We start from the raw sequence: 16,340 nt of genomic DNA on the forward strand, positions 1-16,340 counted from the left end.
GCCGCACGCACCGGGCGCCCCGAAGGACCGTCCCCGCGAGGCGCGTTCGCGGGGACGGTCCTTCGGGGCGCAGGTCAGGCGTTGGTGAAGTACCCGAACAGGTCGGTGATCAGCTGCACGCCGCCGGCGGACCGATTGACCAGGTCGAGCCGCCCGTTCGCGCCGAGCGGCAGCTGCGCGTGGTCGGAGGCGGTGCCCCCGGCGGTGAAGTTGACGCTGCTGGTGCCCGGGACGGCCGAGCCGTCCGGATGGCCGATGACATGGCCGTCGGCGCCCGCGCCGGTCACGGTGAGGTTGAACACCCCGGCGACGACGTCGGCGGGAACGCCCGCCGCGCCGCCCACCTGGACGGACCTGCTGCCGTAGGCCGGCACCGGACCGCCGGCGGTTCGGGTGTCCTGCAGCCGCACGGGTGCGACCGGGGTGAACAGACCCCTGCCGTCGGAGCTGTAGTACCCGGCGACGTCCGCGATGACGTGGGTGGCGCCCGAGTTGTTGAAGACGGTCACCGCGCCGTCCGGGCCGAGCGGCACGATCACCTGGTTCGGGACGGTCTGCCCCGGACGGAAGTTCAGGTTCGAGGTGCTCGGCCGGCCGTCCTGGCCGCTCGGGCGGACCGCGAGGTAGCCGGTGTCGGTCGGTTCGGTCGCGGTCACGTTGAGGACCACCGCGTGCGCGCCGGCCGGGACACCACCGGCGCCGGTGACCTGCAGCGAGACCGAGGAGGCGGGCCCGACCTTGGCCCCGGCACCCTGGCGGGTGTCGAGCAGCCGGACCGGCGTCAGCGGGGTGAACCGGTCGGCGGCGTCCGGCTTGTAGTAGCCGAAGAAGTCGATGATCACGTCCACGGCGCCGGCGTTGTTGCTGACCTCGAAGTAACCGCCGTTGCTGTCGAGCGGGACGGTCACCAGGTTGGCGACGGTCTGCCCGGGGCCGACGTTCAGGTTGGAGGTCCCGGTCGGCTTCCCCTGCCAAGGCCGGACGTCGATGTGGGTGTCGGTGCCGGCGTTGGTGGCCGTGACGTTGATGACGCCGGCGGTGGCGCCCGCCGGGGCGTTCATCCCGATCACCCGGCTCTCACCGGGGCCCAGCGGCCACGGACGGCCCATCATGGGCTCCCGGGTGTCCAGCAGGCGGTGCGGTGCGACGGGCACGAATCCCGCCGGGGTGTACCCGGTGGTGACGGCCGCCGTGGTGCTCGCCGTCCGCCCGGCCTGGTCCGTCACCGTCAGGGTGGCGGTGTACGTGCCCGCCGCGGTGTAGACGTGGTCGAAGCTCCCGTGGTCCTGGCTGACGGCCGGCGTCCCGTCGCCCGGGTCGAGCGTGTACTTCGTGACCTTCCACGGGGAGGTGCTGCCGGTCGCGTCGAAGCCGCGCTGCGGATTCGGCCCGGGCGCCGCGACGGTCAGGGCCGGAAGCAGCGGGCCGGGGTCTCGGACACTGATCCTGGCCCCGTCCCCGCCCTCGGAGGCGGGGATGCTGGTCAGCCGTCGGCCGAGGGCGTCGGTGACGGTCACGAGGAACGAGTAGTCGCCCTTGGCGGTGAAGGTGTGCGCCACCCGCGGGTCGGTGCTGACCACCTGCGGGGTGCCGTCACCGAAGTCGTAGGTGTAGGTGAGGGTCGTGCCCCAGGAGTCGTCGGTGTCGACCGTGGTGTCGACGGTCAGCGGGTAGGGGCCCTGGTCGAGGTCCGGCCGGACCCGGACCGACCAGATGCCCTGGAACTCGTACGCACCCCGGTCACGGACGCCGCCCTGAGGTCCGGTGTTCGCGGCCTTCGGGTCGTCAACGGCCGGACGCCCGAGCAGGTCGGTGCCGAGTGCTCCGGGGGCCGACGGATCGGCCGAGTCGATCGCCGGGGACCCTTCGTAGAGCGGGCTGTACGTGCTGTGCGTGCCGGGGAAGGCGACCGTGACGTCGGTGTCGTGGACTCCCTGGCCGGTGGCGGCGGGGAAGGCCGCGAGGGTGTGGCGCGTGCCCGCCCACTCGTACGCGGCCTGTCCGCTCTGGTGGACGGAGTTGTAGTCGGCCCCGGTGCCCCGGGTCGAGGCCTCCGACGCCGACAGCTCCAGGCCGGACCAGGCCGCGTCCGCGCCGTTCGAGGTAAGCACGTTGTTCTTGACCACCGCGTCGCCGGAGTCGCCGGCCAGCACGATGCCGGGCCCGCGGTTGCCGGACAACGTGTTGTGGGTGACGGCGGTACCGGGTGCGTCGGTCACCCGGATCGCCGCCTCGGCGGAGCCGTCGATCTCGTTGGTCGTCACCAGCGCCCGCCGGACGCCCGCTCCGACGGCGACGCCGCCCGTGCAGACGAAGCTGTTCCGGCTGATGGTGACATCACTGGTCGCGCCGGAGAGCGCCACCGCGGGGGTGGTGATCGGCGCGTTCTCCGGACCGGAGACGAACATCCGGTCCACCGTGATCGCCGAGGAGTCGGTCACGGCCACGCCGCCCTGGTTGGGCCGCAGCCGCATGCCGCCGAGGACGACGTCGTGGACCCCGTTCACGGCGATCGTGGCGCCGGGCACCGAGGTGCCGACCACGACCTGGGGCAGATTGCCGGGCCGGCTCGGGTAGTCGCCCAGAAAGGTGATCGGGTGTCCTGGCGTCCCGGAGCGGGAGATGTTCAGCTGCTCCGCGTACCGGCCCGCGGCGATCAGCACGGTCTGGCCCGGCTCGACGACCGCGGCGGCCGCGCCGATGGTGCAGTAGGGGACGGCGCTGGTACCCACTCCACCGTCCGAGCAGCCCGGGCCCGTCCGGACGTACAGGGTGGTCACGTCGGCGGCCGCCGCCGGGACGGGTAGGCCGAGCACGGCCGTGAGGGCCGCGACGGTGAGGCCGACGGCGGGATGTAGGCGCACGGGGTGCTTCCTCCTGAAGGGAAGTGGACTCCGGCCGTCTCGGCGCGACCGACCCGCCCCCGGGTGCCGGCACACGGCCGGGGCGGCCGGGCTGGGGAGGGGGCGGGTGTCGGCACCGGCGGAGAGATCGGGGGGATCAGGTGATGATGCGAAGATCCGAAGCGTATTCGATCACTGGTTCGGCACCGCTGTCGAGCCCGAACTCCCCGGACCCGGAAGGTCGGTGACGCCCGGTCCGCCGACCCCTCAGACCTCCGGACGGCCGGGTCCGGGCGGGTCGACCAGGCGGGAGCCGTCCACCAGCATCCCGGCCCGCTTCACCGTCCGGATCACCGTGATCAGCTCCACCTGGCGCACCTGCGGGAGCGCGCCGATCCGCTCGGTGAGGTACTCGTACAGCGCCTCGTTGTCCTGGCAGATCACGACCGCCAGCAGGTTGGCCGCCCCGGTGATGGCGGCCGCGAAGGGCACCTCGGGGTGGCTGTCGAGCGCGGCGCCCACGGTGGCCAGGTCGGCCGGGGCGACGGTGGCGAGCAGCAGCGCCTGGGTGCGGAAGCCGAACAGCGCCGCGTCCACCTCCACGTCGAAGTAGATCGCGCCGACGTCCCGCAGCTGGTCCAGCCGGCGGCGGGCGGTCGACTCGGAGAGCCCGGCCGCCCGGGCCAGCTCCGGGTAGCCGGCCCGGCCGTCGGTGCCCAGCACCCCGAGCATCGCCAGCTCCGCCTCGTCCAGCTCGATCCGGCCGCCCTGCTCGGGGGGCGCCGGGCGCTCCAGCGCGGCGAGCTGCTCGGCCGTCAGGACGTCCACCCCGCCCCAGCGCCGGGGGCCGCCGACGTACGTCCGCAGGATGCTGTACGCGGAGATCCCGGTGACCCGGCGGGTGCCGGGGAGCTTCTGCAGCAGCAGGGAGTCGCGGTCCTGCTTGGTCCTGGCCCTGGTGATGCAGTGGATCTCGGTGCCACCCGCCACCAGCGTCACCCAGGCGATGTCCGGGCGGCGGGCCAGCGCGTCGGCGACCGCGACGGCCGCGTCGGGGGTGCACTGGATCCGCAGCCAGGACTCGTACAGGCCGACCCGGTGGCCGACCGGCAGCCCCAGCACCCGCAGCACCCCGGCGGTGCGCAGCCGCCGGTAGCGGCGGATCACCGTCTGGTCGGAGACGCCCAGCACCTCGGCGATCCGGCTGAAGGCGGCCCGGCCGTCCACCATCAGGGCCTGGACGATCGCCCGGTCGAGGTCGTCCAGGCCGACGACGGGCTCCTCGTTCTTCATGGTTTCCATCATCGCAGCGCGGTCCGGCGTCGGAATCCACCGGACGGGGCGGGCTGGATGGATAGATCCGCGCAGCCGATGCCATCTTCGGAGCAGTCGGGCAGGGGTGCCCGGCGCGATCACCGAGGAGACCCCGATGCGTAAGTGGCTACCGCTGACAGCGGTCTGCCTGGGTGCGTTCATGCTGCTGGTGGACGTCACCATCGTGACCGTCGCCCTGCCGGACATGGCCACCAGCCTGCATACCACCTTCGCCGACCTGCAGTGGGTGATGGACGTCTACGCGCTGGCGCTGGCCGCCCTGCTGCTGGGAGCCGGCTCGCTCGCCGACCTGATCGGGCGCCGCAAGGTGTACCTGGCCGGTCTCGGCCTGTTCGCGCTGGCCTCGCTGGCCTGCGGCCTGGCCACCGGGCCGGCCATGCTGATCACCTTCCGCGGGCTGCAGGGCGTGGGCGGCGCCGCGATGTTCGCCACCACGATGGCCCTGCTCAGCGGCGCCTACCAGGGCAAGGACCGGGGCATCGCGTTCGGTGTCTGGGGCGCGGTCAACGGCGCCGCGGCGGCGGCCGGCCCGGTGCTGGGCGGCCTGCTCACCGAGCACCTCGACTGGCGCTGGATCTTCTACGTCAACCTGCCGGTCAGCGTGCTGGCGGTGCTGGTCACCCTGCGGGTGGTGAAGGAGTCCCGCAACCCGCGGGCGAGCGGCGTCGACCTGCCGGGCATGGTCACCTTCACGCTCTTCGCCGGCGCCCTGACGTACGCGCTGATCCGGGTCGGCGACAACGGCTGGACCTCCACCACCACGCTCGGCCTGTTCGCGATCGGCGCGCTGTCGCTGCTCGCCTTCGTCGTCGCCGAACTGCGCAGCAGCCGCCCGATGCTGGACCTCGCGCTGTTCCGCAGCCCGGCCTTCGTCGGCATCATGACGGGCGGCCTGCTGCTCTCCGTCGCGGCCTTCTCCTACCTGGTGTACTCCTCGCTCTGGCTGCAGACCGTCCGCGGCATGGGCCCGGTCACGGCCGGTCTGGCGATGCTGCCGATGAGCGTGGTGGCCTTCGTGGCGGCCGCGATCGCCGGCAAGAAGCTGCACGGCGCGTCGCCCCGGCTGACCATCGGCGGCGGGCTGCTGCTGATCGGCGTCGGCGCGCTGCTGCAGATGGTGATCGGCGCGGGCTCGACCTGGGCGGCGCTGGCGGCCGGCCTGGCCGTGACCGGCGCGGGCGTCGGGCTGGCGACCCCGGCGATGGCCGCCGCCGCGATGGCCGCGGTGCCGCCGGCCCGGGCCGGGATGGCGGGCGGCGCCCTGAACACCGCCCGCCAGCTGGGCAACGCGCTGGGCATCGCCGTCCTCGGCGCGGTCTTCCAGGCCGGGCTGCTGGACTCGATCCGGTCCTCGCACACGGTGGCCGATCCGCAGGGCGTCGCGGACGCGCTGACCGGCGGCGGGGCCGCCGGCGTGATCGCCCGGGCGCCGCAGTCCGCGCACCTGGTGCACGCGGCCTTCGCGGACGGCCTGCGGGACACCTTCCTGGTGTCGGGCGTGCTGGGCCTGCTGGGCGGGGTGGCCGTGCTGCTGCTGGTCCGCACCCCGTCGACGCCGCCCGCCCGCGCCACCGCCGGGGTACCGGCGCAGGCCACGGCGGCACGGGAGGGCGTGCAGCTGTAGGTCGCCGGGCGGGAGGACGAAGCCCGAGGGGGCGTGAGCGGTTGCTCACGCCCCCTCGGGCCGTTCCGTTCCGGGGTGCGCGCCACCGCGCCGACGCCCCCCGGGATTCCGGCGGCACGGGCCGCCGACCAGGCCGTCCCCCGGACCCACCTCGTACCTGCGCGACGGTCATGGCGGCCGACAGGAAGCAGAGTTGCCCCCGCCGGACGACCGGACCTGGAGAGCAATGGGCCGGATTCCGACACATCTCACGCAATACCACCCGTGACCCCCGGCAGTCGCAGCGCTAGCGTGGGCCCATGAAGCCGCCCCGGCGCCCCGATGCGAGGTAGTGCACCACCATGCCCTTCAGTGATCCCGACAGCCCCCTGGCCGACCGTCAGCCGAAGGACTACATCGGCCTCGCCACCGTCGAGATCAAGGGTCTGACCAGAGCGGCCACCTACCCCCGGCTCGACCTCGCACTCGACGCCCTGGGCCGGTCGCTGCGCGACCTCCCCCTCTCCGCACAGGACCAGGCGACGTTCCGGGAGTTCCTCTCCCCGGCCGGCCGCCGCCGGATAGCGCAGCACCTGATCAGGACAGGCGAGACCCGCACCCTCGCCTTCCTCGGCACCGAGGCCCACACCGTACGGATCAGAGCCACCAACCCGCCCCGCCCCGGCGCGGACGGCACCTGTGTCGCGTCCTGGTACCGGTCCTCGCCGCCCTCCTGGCCCACGGTCGCCTGACGGCCGGCCCGGCCACCCGCAGGCCGGAGGCCGGAGCGGATCGCGCCTCAACCCGCTCGGGGGCGGAGCCCTTCTCCCCTTTCCATACCCCAGCCCGCCCCCCGCGATGTAAGCTGCCAATACGTTTCTGGCCTATTACATGAGGTGATCGGGATGGCGTCGGAACTGGCACGGGCATGGGTGGCGGGCTGGGTCGCCTCCCGGGCGACGGCCGCACCGGTCGCGGAACCCTGGGGCCTGCGGATCGAGGTCGGCCACCCCAAGCAGGTGACCAGGCACGTCCTGTTCGACACCGACGCGAACACCGTCCGCGAACTGGCCAGGGCCATCACCGCCCCCACCACCTGGATCAAGGCCTTCGTCGAACCGGGGACGATAGCCCCCCACCTCTCCCCCCAGGACTGGGCCGAGGACATCCCCGGCTTCCTGATGGCCGCCGACCTCCGCCCGGCCCCCGTCCACGCACCCGACGGCTACACCCTCAGCAGCGACACCGCCCAGGGCGTCACCCGGGTCCGGATCCTCGCCCCCGACGGCTCCCTCGCCGCCCGCGGCCAGATCGCCCCCACCGGCGCCAGCGCCGTCGTCGACCAGGTGGAGACCGAGCCCGCCCACCAGCGCCGGGGCCTGGGCACGGTGGTGATGCGCAGCCTCGGCAACACCGCCCTCGACCAGGGCGCCGGCACCGGCATCCTCGGCGCCACGATCGAGGGCCGCGCCCTGTACGAGTCGCTGGGGTGGACCGTCCGGGCGCCGCTCGCGGGCTTCATCTACCGGGCCGCGAGCGACTGAGGGCCGGCCCGCACGCCCACCGGGCCTCAGTCGCGTGCCACGACGAGGTGACACCACACCCTCTTCCCCCCACGCAAACTGGCGCCTCCGCCGGGCAATGCAGGCAAATCCGCGCAACCGGACTCGGCCCGGGACTCCTGGGGCGTGGTGCAACACGTCAAGCACAGCCTGGAACTGGGAAGGTAGAGATGCTGGAGCAACGCTGGCAGAAGTCGTCGAGCAGTACCCAGGACGGTGGGAACTCGGTCGAGGTCGCACAGAACGCTGACGGGATGATCGAGATCCGGGAGTCGGACGATCCAGGGTCCGTGGTCGTCACCACACCGAAGAAGTTCGCGCTCTGGCTCGAAGGGGTCAAGCGCGGCGAGTTCGACCACTTCTGCGACGACGCCGGCTGATCCGGCCTCAGCGCCGTACCGGATCAGGCCCCCGCCGACCATCGGCCCAGCACGGGTTCGGCGATCAGGCGGGCCGCCCCGCAGAGGGCCTGGCCGTGGCGGGCGAAGAGGTCGTCGCGGGAGTCGTGGTGGCCGAGGTCGGCGAGGACGTAGGCGGAGAGGTCGCAGGTCGAGCCGGGGCCGGCGGCCGGGCAGGCGGTTGCGCCGTCCCAGTCGACGGCCGTCCTGGCGAGTGCGTCGAAGAGGGTCTCGGCGCCGGAGTTGGTGAAGCGGCCGCCGGGTCGCTCGCCGAGTTCGTCGAGGCCGCCGAAGAGTTCGGAGACGGGCAGCCAGGGCGCGGTGGGGTGGCCGAGCGGCGACAGGCCGGGCAGGTGGAACTCGGGCCAGGCCAGCAGGATCCGGTCCGGGACGAGCTGGTGCAGCCGGGGGAAGCGCGGGTGCCAGAAGACGCCGTCCACCAGCAGGCCGCGGACCCGGGTGGGCACTCCGGCGGCCCGGGCGACGGACTCCAGTACGGCCAGCCGCTGGCTGCAGGAGCCGCGCCCGAGGCGGAGCACCTTGGAGGCCGGCCGTTCGTCCTGCACGGAGTACACCGGGCGGACGGCGGTGGCGATCAGGCGGTGGGCCCGGCGCAGGGCCGCCAGCTGCCCGGCCGGGCCGGCGGTGACCCCGGGGGCCGTGGGCATCTCGATGCGGCGGGCCAGTTCGGCGATGAGCGGGTGCCGCAGGTCGAGGATCCGCGTGGGCGCCGTGCTCCCGGTCACCGCGCGCCCGGCGGATTCGGCCCGGTCGGTGGTCAGGGCGCGCGAGCGGCCCCGCGGTCGGAGAAGCGAGCTCGTCATGGCCGACGACCTTTCGTCCAGCGTCCGCTGTGCTTGGCGACACCTACCATGACAGGAAAATTGAACACGTTCAACCACATCGGAGATCCGCCGGCCGGTGCGGCCGCTCAGCCGGCGGTGTCCCTGTGGACCTCACCGGGCGGCCTGCCGTCCCCGTCCCCGGTCCGATCGTGGTGCGCCCCGACCCTGGCCCCCGTCCCGTCCGCCTGCCGGGCGAGGAGCCAGTCGGCGGCCTCCAGCAGGCCGGCGACCGCGTCCGACGGGGACTCGTGGATCCAGCCGTCCATCTCCTCCGAGTGGTCGCTGCGGCAGTCGTCGCGCCCGCAGTCGGCCAGAACCTCGGCGTGGACCTCCCACGGCGGCCCGGGGGTGATGTCCCAGCTGCAGCGGCGCGGGACGTACAGCCCCACCGTCCAGGAGAGCGCGGGCGTCCCGACCCGGCCGAAGACACCGGCGAGGTGGATCCCCTCCACCCGGCGGAACCACAGCCCGCCTCCGGTCGCCCCGCCGTGCTCGTCGGCGGTTCCGCCCGGCTCCGTACCCAACCGGGCGGCCAACAGCCTGATCCGGGCGTCCACCGCGGCCAGAATCGGCCGGAACGCGGCGAGTTGCTGCTGGCCGGCGTCCGGGAAGACCCACCGGATGTCCCCGTGGTCGAGCGGTATCGCCTCCATCCGGGCGAGTCTGCCCGGTACCCGACCCGCTGCCAAGCCCCGCCCGACCCTGCCCGGCCATGCCCGGAGGTGCCGCCACCGGCCTTGCCCGGAGGTGCCGCCGCCGACCGGCAGCGGCACCCGGGCCCGTCGTCAGGCGTTCGGCGCGACCTTCGCCAGGCCGTTGATGATGCGGTCCATCGCGTCGCCGCCCTGCGGGTCCGTCAGGTTGGCGAGCATCTTGAGGGTGAACTTCATCAGCATCGGGTGGGTCAGGCCGCGCTGGGTGGCGAGCTGCATGATCTTCGGGTTGCCGATCAGCTTCACGAAGGCCCGGCCGAGCGTGTAGTAGCCGCCGTAGACGTCCTTGAGGACGCGGGGGTAGGCCTCCAGGGCGCGCTCGCGGCCGGCCGGGGTGAGGCGGGCGTGGGCCTGGGCGATGACGCCGGCGGCGAGCTGGCCGGATTCCATCGCATAGGCGATGCCCTCGCCGTTGAACGGGTTGACCATGCCGCCGGCGTCGCCGACCAGCAGCAGGCCGCGGGTGTAGTGCGGCTGCCGGTTGAAGGCCATCGGGAGGGCGGCGCCGCGGATCGGGTCGGTCATGTTCTCCGGCGTGTAGCCCCACTCCTCCGGCATGCCGGCGCACCAGGCCTTGAGCACCTCGCGCCAGTCCAGCTCACCGAAGGCGGGCGAGGAGTTGAGAATGCCGAGGCCGACGTTGGAGGTGCCGTCGCCCATGCCGAAGACCCAGCCGTAGCCGGGCAGCTGCTGCTTGCCGCCGTTGCGGGTGTCCCACAGCTCCAGCCACGACTCCAGGTAGTCGTCGTCGTGGCGGGGCGAGGTGAAGTACGTCCGGTAGGCGACGCCCATCGGGCGGTCCTCGCGGCGGTGCAGGCCCATCGCGAGGGAGAGCCGGGTGGAGTTGCCGTCGGCGGCGACCACCAGCGGGGCGCGGAAGGTGGCGGCGCGCTTGTCCTCGCCGAGCTTGGCGGTGACGCCGACGATCCGGCCGGTGCGCTCGTCCAGGACCGGCCCGCTGACGTTGCAGCGCTCGTAGAGCCGGGCGCCGGCCTTCTCGGCCTGACGGACCAGCAGCTCGTCGAAGTCGGCCCGCTTGCGGACCAGGCCGTAGTCGGGGAACGACGACAGCTCGGGCCAGTCCAGCTCCAGCCGGACGCCGCCGCCGATGATCCGCAGGCCCTTGTTGTGCAGCCAGCCGTTGTCGGTGGAGACGTCGATGCCCATGTCGACGAGCTGCTTGGTGGCGCGTGGGGTGAGGCCGTCGCCGCAGACCTTCTCGCGCGGGAACTCGGTCTTCTCCAGCAGCAGGACGTCCAGGCCGGCCTGGGCCAGGTAGTACGCGGTGGTGGAGCCTGCCGGCCCGGCGCCGACCACGATGACGTCCGCCGTGCTCTCCACGGGGCTGTCCGGCTTCGTCAGATCGGCTGCGGTGTCGGTCACGGCGGGCACTCTCCTGGGAACTGCGACGGTGGCTCGGGCTGCCTGGCCCTCGCAGTCTAGTTGCCGCCCTCCGGTGGGGTCCGGAGGGCGGCGCCGGATCGTTCCCGCCGCGCCGGATCGTTCCCGCCGCGCCGGAAAGGGCCGGGCCTCAGGCCTTGAAGCCCCGGTGCAGCGCCACGATGCCACCGGTGAGGTTGCGCCAGGCGACCTTCGACCAGCCGGCCTCCTGCAGCAGGGTGGCCAGCCCGGGCTGGTCGGGCCAGGCGCGGATCGACTCGGCGAGGTAGACGTACGCGTCCGGGTTGCTGCTGACCGCGGTGGCGACCGGCGGCAGCGCCCGCATCAGGTACTCGGTGTAGACCGTCCGGAAGGGCGTCCAGGTCGGGGTGGAGAACTCGCAGATGACGATCTTTCCGCCGGGCTTGGTGACCCGCTGCATCTCGCTCAGCGCCGCGCCGGTGTCCTGCACGTTGCGCAGCGCGAAGGAGATCGTCACGGCGTCGAAGGAAGCGTCCGCGAACGGCAGCCTGGTGGCGTCGCCGGCGGTGAGCGGCAGTTCGGGGTGGCGGCGCTTGCCCTCGCTGAGCATCCCGACGGAGAAGTCGCAGGGCACGACCCTGGCGCCGGACTCCAGGAACGGCAGCGAGGAGGTACCGGTGCCGGCCCCGAGGTCGAGGATGGTGTCGCCCCGCTCGGCGCCGACGGCCTCGGCCACCGCCCGCCGCCAGGCGCGGGCCTGGCCGAGCGAGAGCACATCGTTCGTACGGTCGTACTTGGCCGCGACGTCGTCGAACATCGCGGCGACTTCGTGCGGCTGCTTGTCCAGAGAGGCTCGGGTCACGCACCCATTGTTCACCCTCCCGCCGACAGGCCTGGCCAGGGGTCGCCCCGCGGCGCCCGGCCGCCCCGGCGGGGGCCGGTCGGCGCCGGGCCTGCCGGGGCTCAGTGCAGGGCCCGCCGGCCGCCCTTGCGGCGGCGCCGGGAGCGCTTGCCGTGGGTTATCGCCGGCATGCCGTCGGCCAGCGCCTCGGTCGCGAAGGCGACCGTGGTGCGGACCCGGCCGCCGCCGAAGCGGGCGGCCTGGGCGGCCCGGGCCCGGCGGTGGCGGACGATCCGCAGGACGCAGAGCAGGAACAGCACCACGGCGACCGGCACGCTGGCGCGGGCCAGTCCGACGCCGGCCGGCTGCGGGTAGGTGTCGCCGCAGAGGCGGACGGCGGCCGGGTCGTCGGCGGCGTGCTCCAGGCAGACGGAGTCGCCGACCGCGACGGAGTCCTGCAACGGCAGGGCGGCGGCGGTGTGCTGCTGGCCGCCGGCCCGGTAGGTGACCGAACTGTAGGAGCCGCTGCCGGTGGAGAGCTGGGTGACCGTGCCCTGCACCTGGACCGGGTTGGCGCCGATCCGGTCGGCCTGTTCGGCCTGGCGCCAGCCGAGCAGGCACATGCCGACGGCCAGCACGGCGCTGAGCACCGCCGCGAGATACCAACCACGGCCCAACCGCGGGGAACGCGGCGGGAGGACGGTCGCGGGTCGCATGGTTCCTGTCCTGGCTTGCCTGAACGGGGCCTGGGACGGGCCCCTGCCACCCGGGGCCGGGTGGTGTGGTGAGGGTACGGAGTGAGCTGTCCGGGATCGTATCCGCTGGCGGGCCCTCAGGTCACGGCGAAGGAGGAATCAGAGGCTCCGGCCCGCAGCGGAGTTAGGGCGTTCGCGAAGGTTCCGGCCGGATTGCGAAGGTTCTCGGAGGATTCTGCGGGGCTTTCGACGGCGGCCCGCACCCGGCACCTGCGACAGTGCCCCGCCCGGCACCCCACGGCCCGGGCCGGGACACCCGGTCGGGACGGCCGGGCGGCAGGGGTCGGGACGACCGGGCGGCGGGGCTCAGCGGCGCCGGTGCAGCAGCCGGCCGGCCAGCACGGTGGCGAGGCAGCCGCCCGTCCGACTTCCGTCGGCGTCGAGCTCCAGCAAGGTGAGATCGGCTCGCCCACCGATCGTCAGCGAGCCGTGGGCGGCCTCGGCGAGCGGGAGTCCGGACTCGGCTCCGAGCGGGTCCAGCGGGCCCCGCGCACCGTCACCCGGCAGGGCCAGCAGGCCCGACCGGGTGACCGCGGTCCGCACCGAGGCGCGTTCGAACGGGCCGGCCACCGCCGTGACGCCGTGCCCGAGCATCCGCTGCAGCCCGCGCCGGGCGCTGGCGCCCCACCGGACGTCGTCCAGGCCCAGCCGCGCCAGCTCCGGACCGTGCAGCGGCTCACTGCCGATCTCCTCGCGCGGGTCCGGGTGGTAGGCGCACTCCAGCAGCCAGTGGCCGTACAGGTTGCGCAGACCGGGCGTCAGCAGCCCGCCCCACTCCCGGGTGCGGGCGGCCGGGAAGGCGGCGGCCAGCTCCCGGTACGGGCCGAGGCCCGCGATCCGGTCGCCCTGCACCACCACCGCCCCGTCGGCGATCGGCGGGGCGGTGAGGTCCGCCGGGGCGGGCAGCAGCAGGGTGGCCCGGTGCAGGGTCAGCATCGGTACGGGTCCGGGTCAGTTGCTGGAGAGGATCTTCAGCTCGGGGTGCGCCGTGCCGCCCTCGATCGCGGTGGAGGCGATGTGCGAGGCGACCCGCGGGTCCACCGGGTCGTTCGCCGGGTCGTCCAGCACCCGCAGGTGCTCGTACGTGGTGGAGCGCTGCGCGGGGGTGCGGTCGGCGGCCCGGATCAGGTGGATCAGCTCGGTGAGGTTGGAGCGGTGCTTGGCACCGGCCGCCGAGACGACGTTCTCCTCCAGCATGACCGAGCCCAGGTCGTCGGCGCCGTAGTGCAGCGACAGCTGGCCGGCCTCCTTGCCCGTGGTCAGCCACGAGCCCTGGATGTGGGCCACGTTGTCGAGGAAGAGCCGGGCGATGGCGATCATCCGGAGGTACTCGAAGACGGTGGCCTGGGTGGAGCCCTTGAGGTGGTTGTTCTGCGGCTGGTAGGTGTACGGGATGAAGGCCCGGAAGCCGCCCGTGCGGTCCTGCACGTCCCGGATCATCCGCAGGTGCTCGATCCGCTCGGCGTTGGTCTCGCCGGTGCCCATCAGCATGGTGGAGGTGGACTCGACACCCAGCTTGTGGGAGGTCTCCATAATCTCCAGCCAGCGCTCGCCGGACTCCTTGAGCGGGGCGATCGCCTTGCGCGGCCGCTCGGGCAGCAGCTCGGCACCGGCGCCGGCGAAGGAGTCCAGGCCCGCCCGGTGGATCCGGGTGATGGCCTCCTCCACGGAGACCTTCGAGATCCGGGCCATGTGCTCGACCTCGGAGGCGCCCAGCGAGTGGATCACCAGCTGCGGGAAGTCCGCCTTGATGGCGGCGAACGCCGTCTCGTAGTACTCGACGCCGTAGTCCGGGTGGTGGCCGCCCTGGAACATGATCTGGGTGCCGCCCAGCTCGACCGTCTCCGCGCAGCGGCGCAGGATCTCGTCGAGGTCGCGGGACCAGCCCTTGTCGCTCTTGGGCGCCACGTAGAAGGCGCAGAACTTGCACGCCGTCACACAGACGTTGGTGTAGTTGATGTTGCGTTCGATGATGTACGTCGCGATGTGCTCGGTACCGGCGTAGCGGCGGCGGCGGACGGCGTCGGCCGCCGAGCCCAGCGCGTGCAGCGGCGCCGAGCGGTACAGCGCCAAGGCCTCCTCGGGGCTGATCCTGCCGCCGGCGGCCGCCCGGTCGAGGACGGCCTGCAGGTCGGTGCTGGGCGCGTCGAGGATCGCTGCGAGCTCGGACACCTGGCGGCCTTCTCTCTCTCGGTGGTACTGCGCTGCAGTACTGCTGGAAGGCGCGGTACTGCACCGCACCGGGGACGACCCGACCAGCCTACGCCAGAGGTTTCCGGCGCCCTGTCAGCCCTTGTGCGACAGGTCGCCGGACGGGTCGGAGCCCATCGCGGCGCCGGTCACCTCCAGGTGCAGGCGGCCGTCCGCGGCGAGGGTGTAGGTCTGCCGCTCGGGCTGTCCGGTGCACTCCGGGGTGTTCTCGGCGGGGGCCTCCTGGATCACCAGCGTGCGGGGTTCGGCCGACACCAGGGTGCCGTTGCCGCGGCAGACGGTGCTGCTGAAGTGCGAGGCGTTGCTGGTGCGGGCGACCACCTGGCCGACCGCGCCGGCCACGAACTCGACCCGGAAGGTGCTGGGCAGCGGGACGATCTTGGTGGTGATCTCCCCCTCCCAGCCGCCCAGGAAGCTCGCCGGCACGGCGCTCGGCCCGCCGGGGGCCGGGCTGCCCGCGGAGGGGCCGCCCGACGAGGGCGGCGGCAGGCTGCCGGCCGGGGCAGAGGGGCTCGGCCCGCTGGTCCAGGAGGTCGACCAGCTGGTGGTGAAGGAGGTGACGCCGGTGGTCACCCGGGTGGTCGTGGTGGGCGTCCCGTCGCCCAGGGGGGTGCCGCCGTCCGTGGCGTCGCGGAGCTTGATGCCGCCGTAGACCAGCAGCGGTGCGGCCAGCACGGCGAGGGCCACCAGCAGCGCCGTCCGCCTGGCCTTCCCGTCGGCGGGCCGGTCCGCGGACGGTCCGGTGCCCGTCCCGTCGCCCGTCGGTGCCGCCCCCGGCACGGCCCCCGCCGGTACGGCGCCCGGCTGTGCGGGAGCCGGCGGCACGACTCCTGGCGGCGTGTCGGCCGGCCGGTGGTCCGTCGGCAGCGCGTCCACCGGTACCGGGCCGGCCGCCGGCGCGGCTCCGGCCGGCGCCTCGGAGTCCAGCTCCAGCAGCTCGACCGCACTCCGTCCGACGGCCTCCGCCACCGCCGGCGGCAGCCAGGCCGCCTGCCGCAGCCGGACGGTGCCGCCCCCGACGCCCGCCAGCAGCTCGCGGAGCCGCTCGGGGGACGGCCGGACCGCCGGGTCCTTGGCCAGGCAGTCCCGGACGATCGCGTGCAGCCCGGCGTCGAGCCCGCCCAGCTCGGGCTCCTCGTGCAGCACCCGGTAGAGCAGGACGGCCGCGCTCACCCCGTCGCCGAACGGCGCCGCGCCGGTGGCCGCGTACGCGAGCACCGCACCGAGCGAGAAGACGTCGCTGGGCGGACCAGCCACCGCGCCCCGGGCCTGTTCGGGCGACATGTAGCCGGGCGAGCCGACCACGAAGCCGGACTGGGTGAGCCCGGCCGCGGCGTCCAGCGCCCGGGCGATACCGAAGTCGATCAGGCGCGGCCCGTCCAGCGTGAGCAGCACGTTCGACGGTTTGACGTCCCGGTGCACCAGTCCCTGGGCGTGGACGTGCGCCAGCGCCTCGGCCAGGCCGGCGCCCATCGCCCGGACGGCCGCCGCGGGCAGCGGGCCGAAGTCCCGGACGGCGGCGCCGAGCGCCGGGCCCGCGACGTAGCCGGTGGCGACCCAGGGGTGGGCGCCCTCGGTGTCGGCGTCCAGCACGGGGGCCGTCCAGGCGCCGCCGACCAGCCGGGCCGCCGCGACCTCCTGGCGGAACCGGGCGCGGAACTCCGGGTCCTCGGCCAGCTCGCCGCGCACCACCTTGACGGCCACCGTCCGGCCGCCGGCGGTGCGACCCAGGTAGACCCGGCCCATGCCGCCGGCGCCGAGCCGCCGCAGCAGCCGGTACTCGCCGATCCGTGCCGGATCGTCAGATCCCAGTGGTTCCATCCCCCGCGCTCCCCTCAACGGCCGGCCGACAGCACGACGGTACCGGTGGCG

14 protein-coding genes are annotated in these 16,340 nt (G+C 73.9%); 4 read left to right on the forward strand and 10 right to left on the reverse strand.

All coding sequences use genetic code 11. The features are described 5' to 3' along the window. Positions 1–74: 74 nt before the first annotated feature. Together OG689_RS18300 and OG689_RS18305 are read right to left on the reverse strand one after the other, a co-directional pair. Positions 75–2,864: a PKD domain-containing protein gene (locus OG689_RS18300; RefSeq protein ID WP_266321671.1), complete on the reverse strand. Its 2,790-nt coding sequence runs from the start codon at positions 2,862–2,864 to the stop codon at positions 75–77. 246 nt (positions 2,865–3,110) lie between these two features. Next, positions 3,111–4,136: an AsnC family transcriptional regulator gene (locus OG689_RS18305; RefSeq protein ID WP_266321673.1), complete on the reverse strand. Its 1,026-nt coding sequence runs from the start codon at positions 4,134–4,136 to the stop codon at positions 3,111–3,113. A gap of 136 nt (positions 4,137–4,272) precedes the next feature. Here OG689_RS18305 and OG689_RS18310 point away from each other — a divergent pair, with 136 nt between their 5' ends. From OG689_RS18310 to OG689_RS18325, 4 genes are all read left to right on the forward strand, one after another. Then, the gene (locus OG689_RS18310) at positions 4,273–5,802 is read left to right on the forward strand and encodes an MFS transporter (protein ID WP_266321675.1); all 1,530 of its coding nucleotides are present in this window, start codon (positions 4,273–4,275) and stop codon (positions 5,800–5,802) included. A gap of 341 nt (positions 5,803–6,143) precedes the next feature. After that, on the forward strand, positions 6,144–6,533 hold the full coding sequence (locus OG689_RS18315; protein WP_266321677.1) for a hypothetical protein: 390 nt from the start codon (positions 6,144–6,146) through the stop codon (positions 6,531–6,533). Between the two features lie 153 nt (positions 6,534–6,686). Next, a complete protein-coding gene (locus OG689_RS18320; protein ID WP_266321679.1) occupies positions 6,687–7,325 on the forward strand; it encodes a GNAT family N-acetyltransferase in 639 nt (212 codons plus the stop codon). A 188-nt stretch (positions 7,326–7,513) separates the two neighbouring features. Further along, a complete protein-coding gene (locus tag OG689_RS18325; RefSeq protein ID WP_266321681.1) occupies positions 7,514–7,723 on the forward strand; it encodes a DUF397 domain-containing protein in 210 nt (69 codons plus the stop codon). Positions 7,724–7,746: 23 nt separating this feature from the next. Here the strand turns inward: OG689_RS18325 and OG689_RS18330 are convergent, their stop codons facing one another. The 8 genes from OG689_RS18330 to OG689_RS18365 all read right to left on the reverse strand — a co-directional run bounded on the left by OG689_RS18330 (position 7,747) and on the right by OG689_RS18365 (position 16,289). Next, a complete protein-coding gene (locus OG689_RS18330) occupies positions 7,747–8,565 on the reverse strand; it encodes a transglutaminase family protein (protein ID WP_266321683.1) in 819 nt (272 codons plus the stop codon). Positions 8,566–8,672: 107 nt separating this feature from the next. Further along, positions 8,673–9,239, reverse strand: a complete 567-nt coding sequence (locus OG689_RS18335; RefSeq protein ID WP_266321685.1) for a hypothetical protein — start codon at positions 9,237–9,239, stop codon at positions 8,673–8,675. Between the two features lie 132 nt (positions 9,240–9,371). Further along, the gene (locus tag OG689_RS18340) at positions 9,372–10,661 is read right to left on the reverse strand and encodes a geranylgeranyl reductase family protein (protein ID WP_266327249.1); all 1,290 of its coding nucleotides are present in this window, start codon (positions 10,659–10,661) and stop codon (positions 9,372–9,374) included. A gap of 169 nt (positions 10,662–10,830) precedes the next feature. Continuing rightward, the gene (locus tag OG689_RS18345; protein ID WP_266321687.1) at positions 10,831–11,523 is read right to left on the reverse strand and encodes a demethylmenaquinone methyltransferase; all 693 of its coding nucleotides are present in this window, start codon (positions 11,521–11,523) and stop codon (positions 10,831–10,833) included. 101 nt (positions 11,524–11,624) lie between these two features. Further along, positions 11,625–12,218 carry a hypothetical protein gene (locus tag OG689_RS18350; protein ID WP_266321688.1) on the reverse strand — a complete coding sequence of 198 codons (594 nt, stop codon included), beginning with the start codon at positions 12,216–12,218 and terminating at the stop codon, positions 11,625–11,627. 345 nt (positions 12,219–12,563) lie between these two features. After that, a complete protein-coding gene (locus OG689_RS18355; protein ID WP_266321690.1) occupies positions 12,564–13,193 on the reverse strand; it encodes a hypothetical protein in 630 nt (209 codons plus the stop codon). A 15-nt stretch (positions 13,194–13,208) separates the two neighbouring features. Continuing rightward, positions 13,209–14,429: a cyclic dehypoxanthinyl futalosine synthase gene (gene mqnC / locus OG689_RS18360; RefSeq protein ID WP_266321691.1), complete on the reverse strand. Its 1,221-nt coding sequence runs from the start codon at positions 14,427–14,429 to the stop codon at positions 13,209–13,211. 114 nt (positions 14,430–14,543) lie between these two features. Next, complete coding sequence (locus OG689_RS18365) at positions 14,544–16,289, reverse strand: serine/threonine-protein kinase (protein WP_266321693.1); 1,746 nt, start codon at positions 16,287–16,289, stop codon at positions 14,544–14,546. Positions 16,290–16,340 lie beyond the last annotated feature (51 nt).

It is taken from the genome of Kitasatospora sp. NBC_00240 (assembly GCF_026342405.1).
In the GTDB taxonomy this organism is placed as follows: domain Bacteria; phylum Actinomycetota; class Actinomycetes; order Streptomycetales; family Streptomycetaceae; genus Kitasatospora.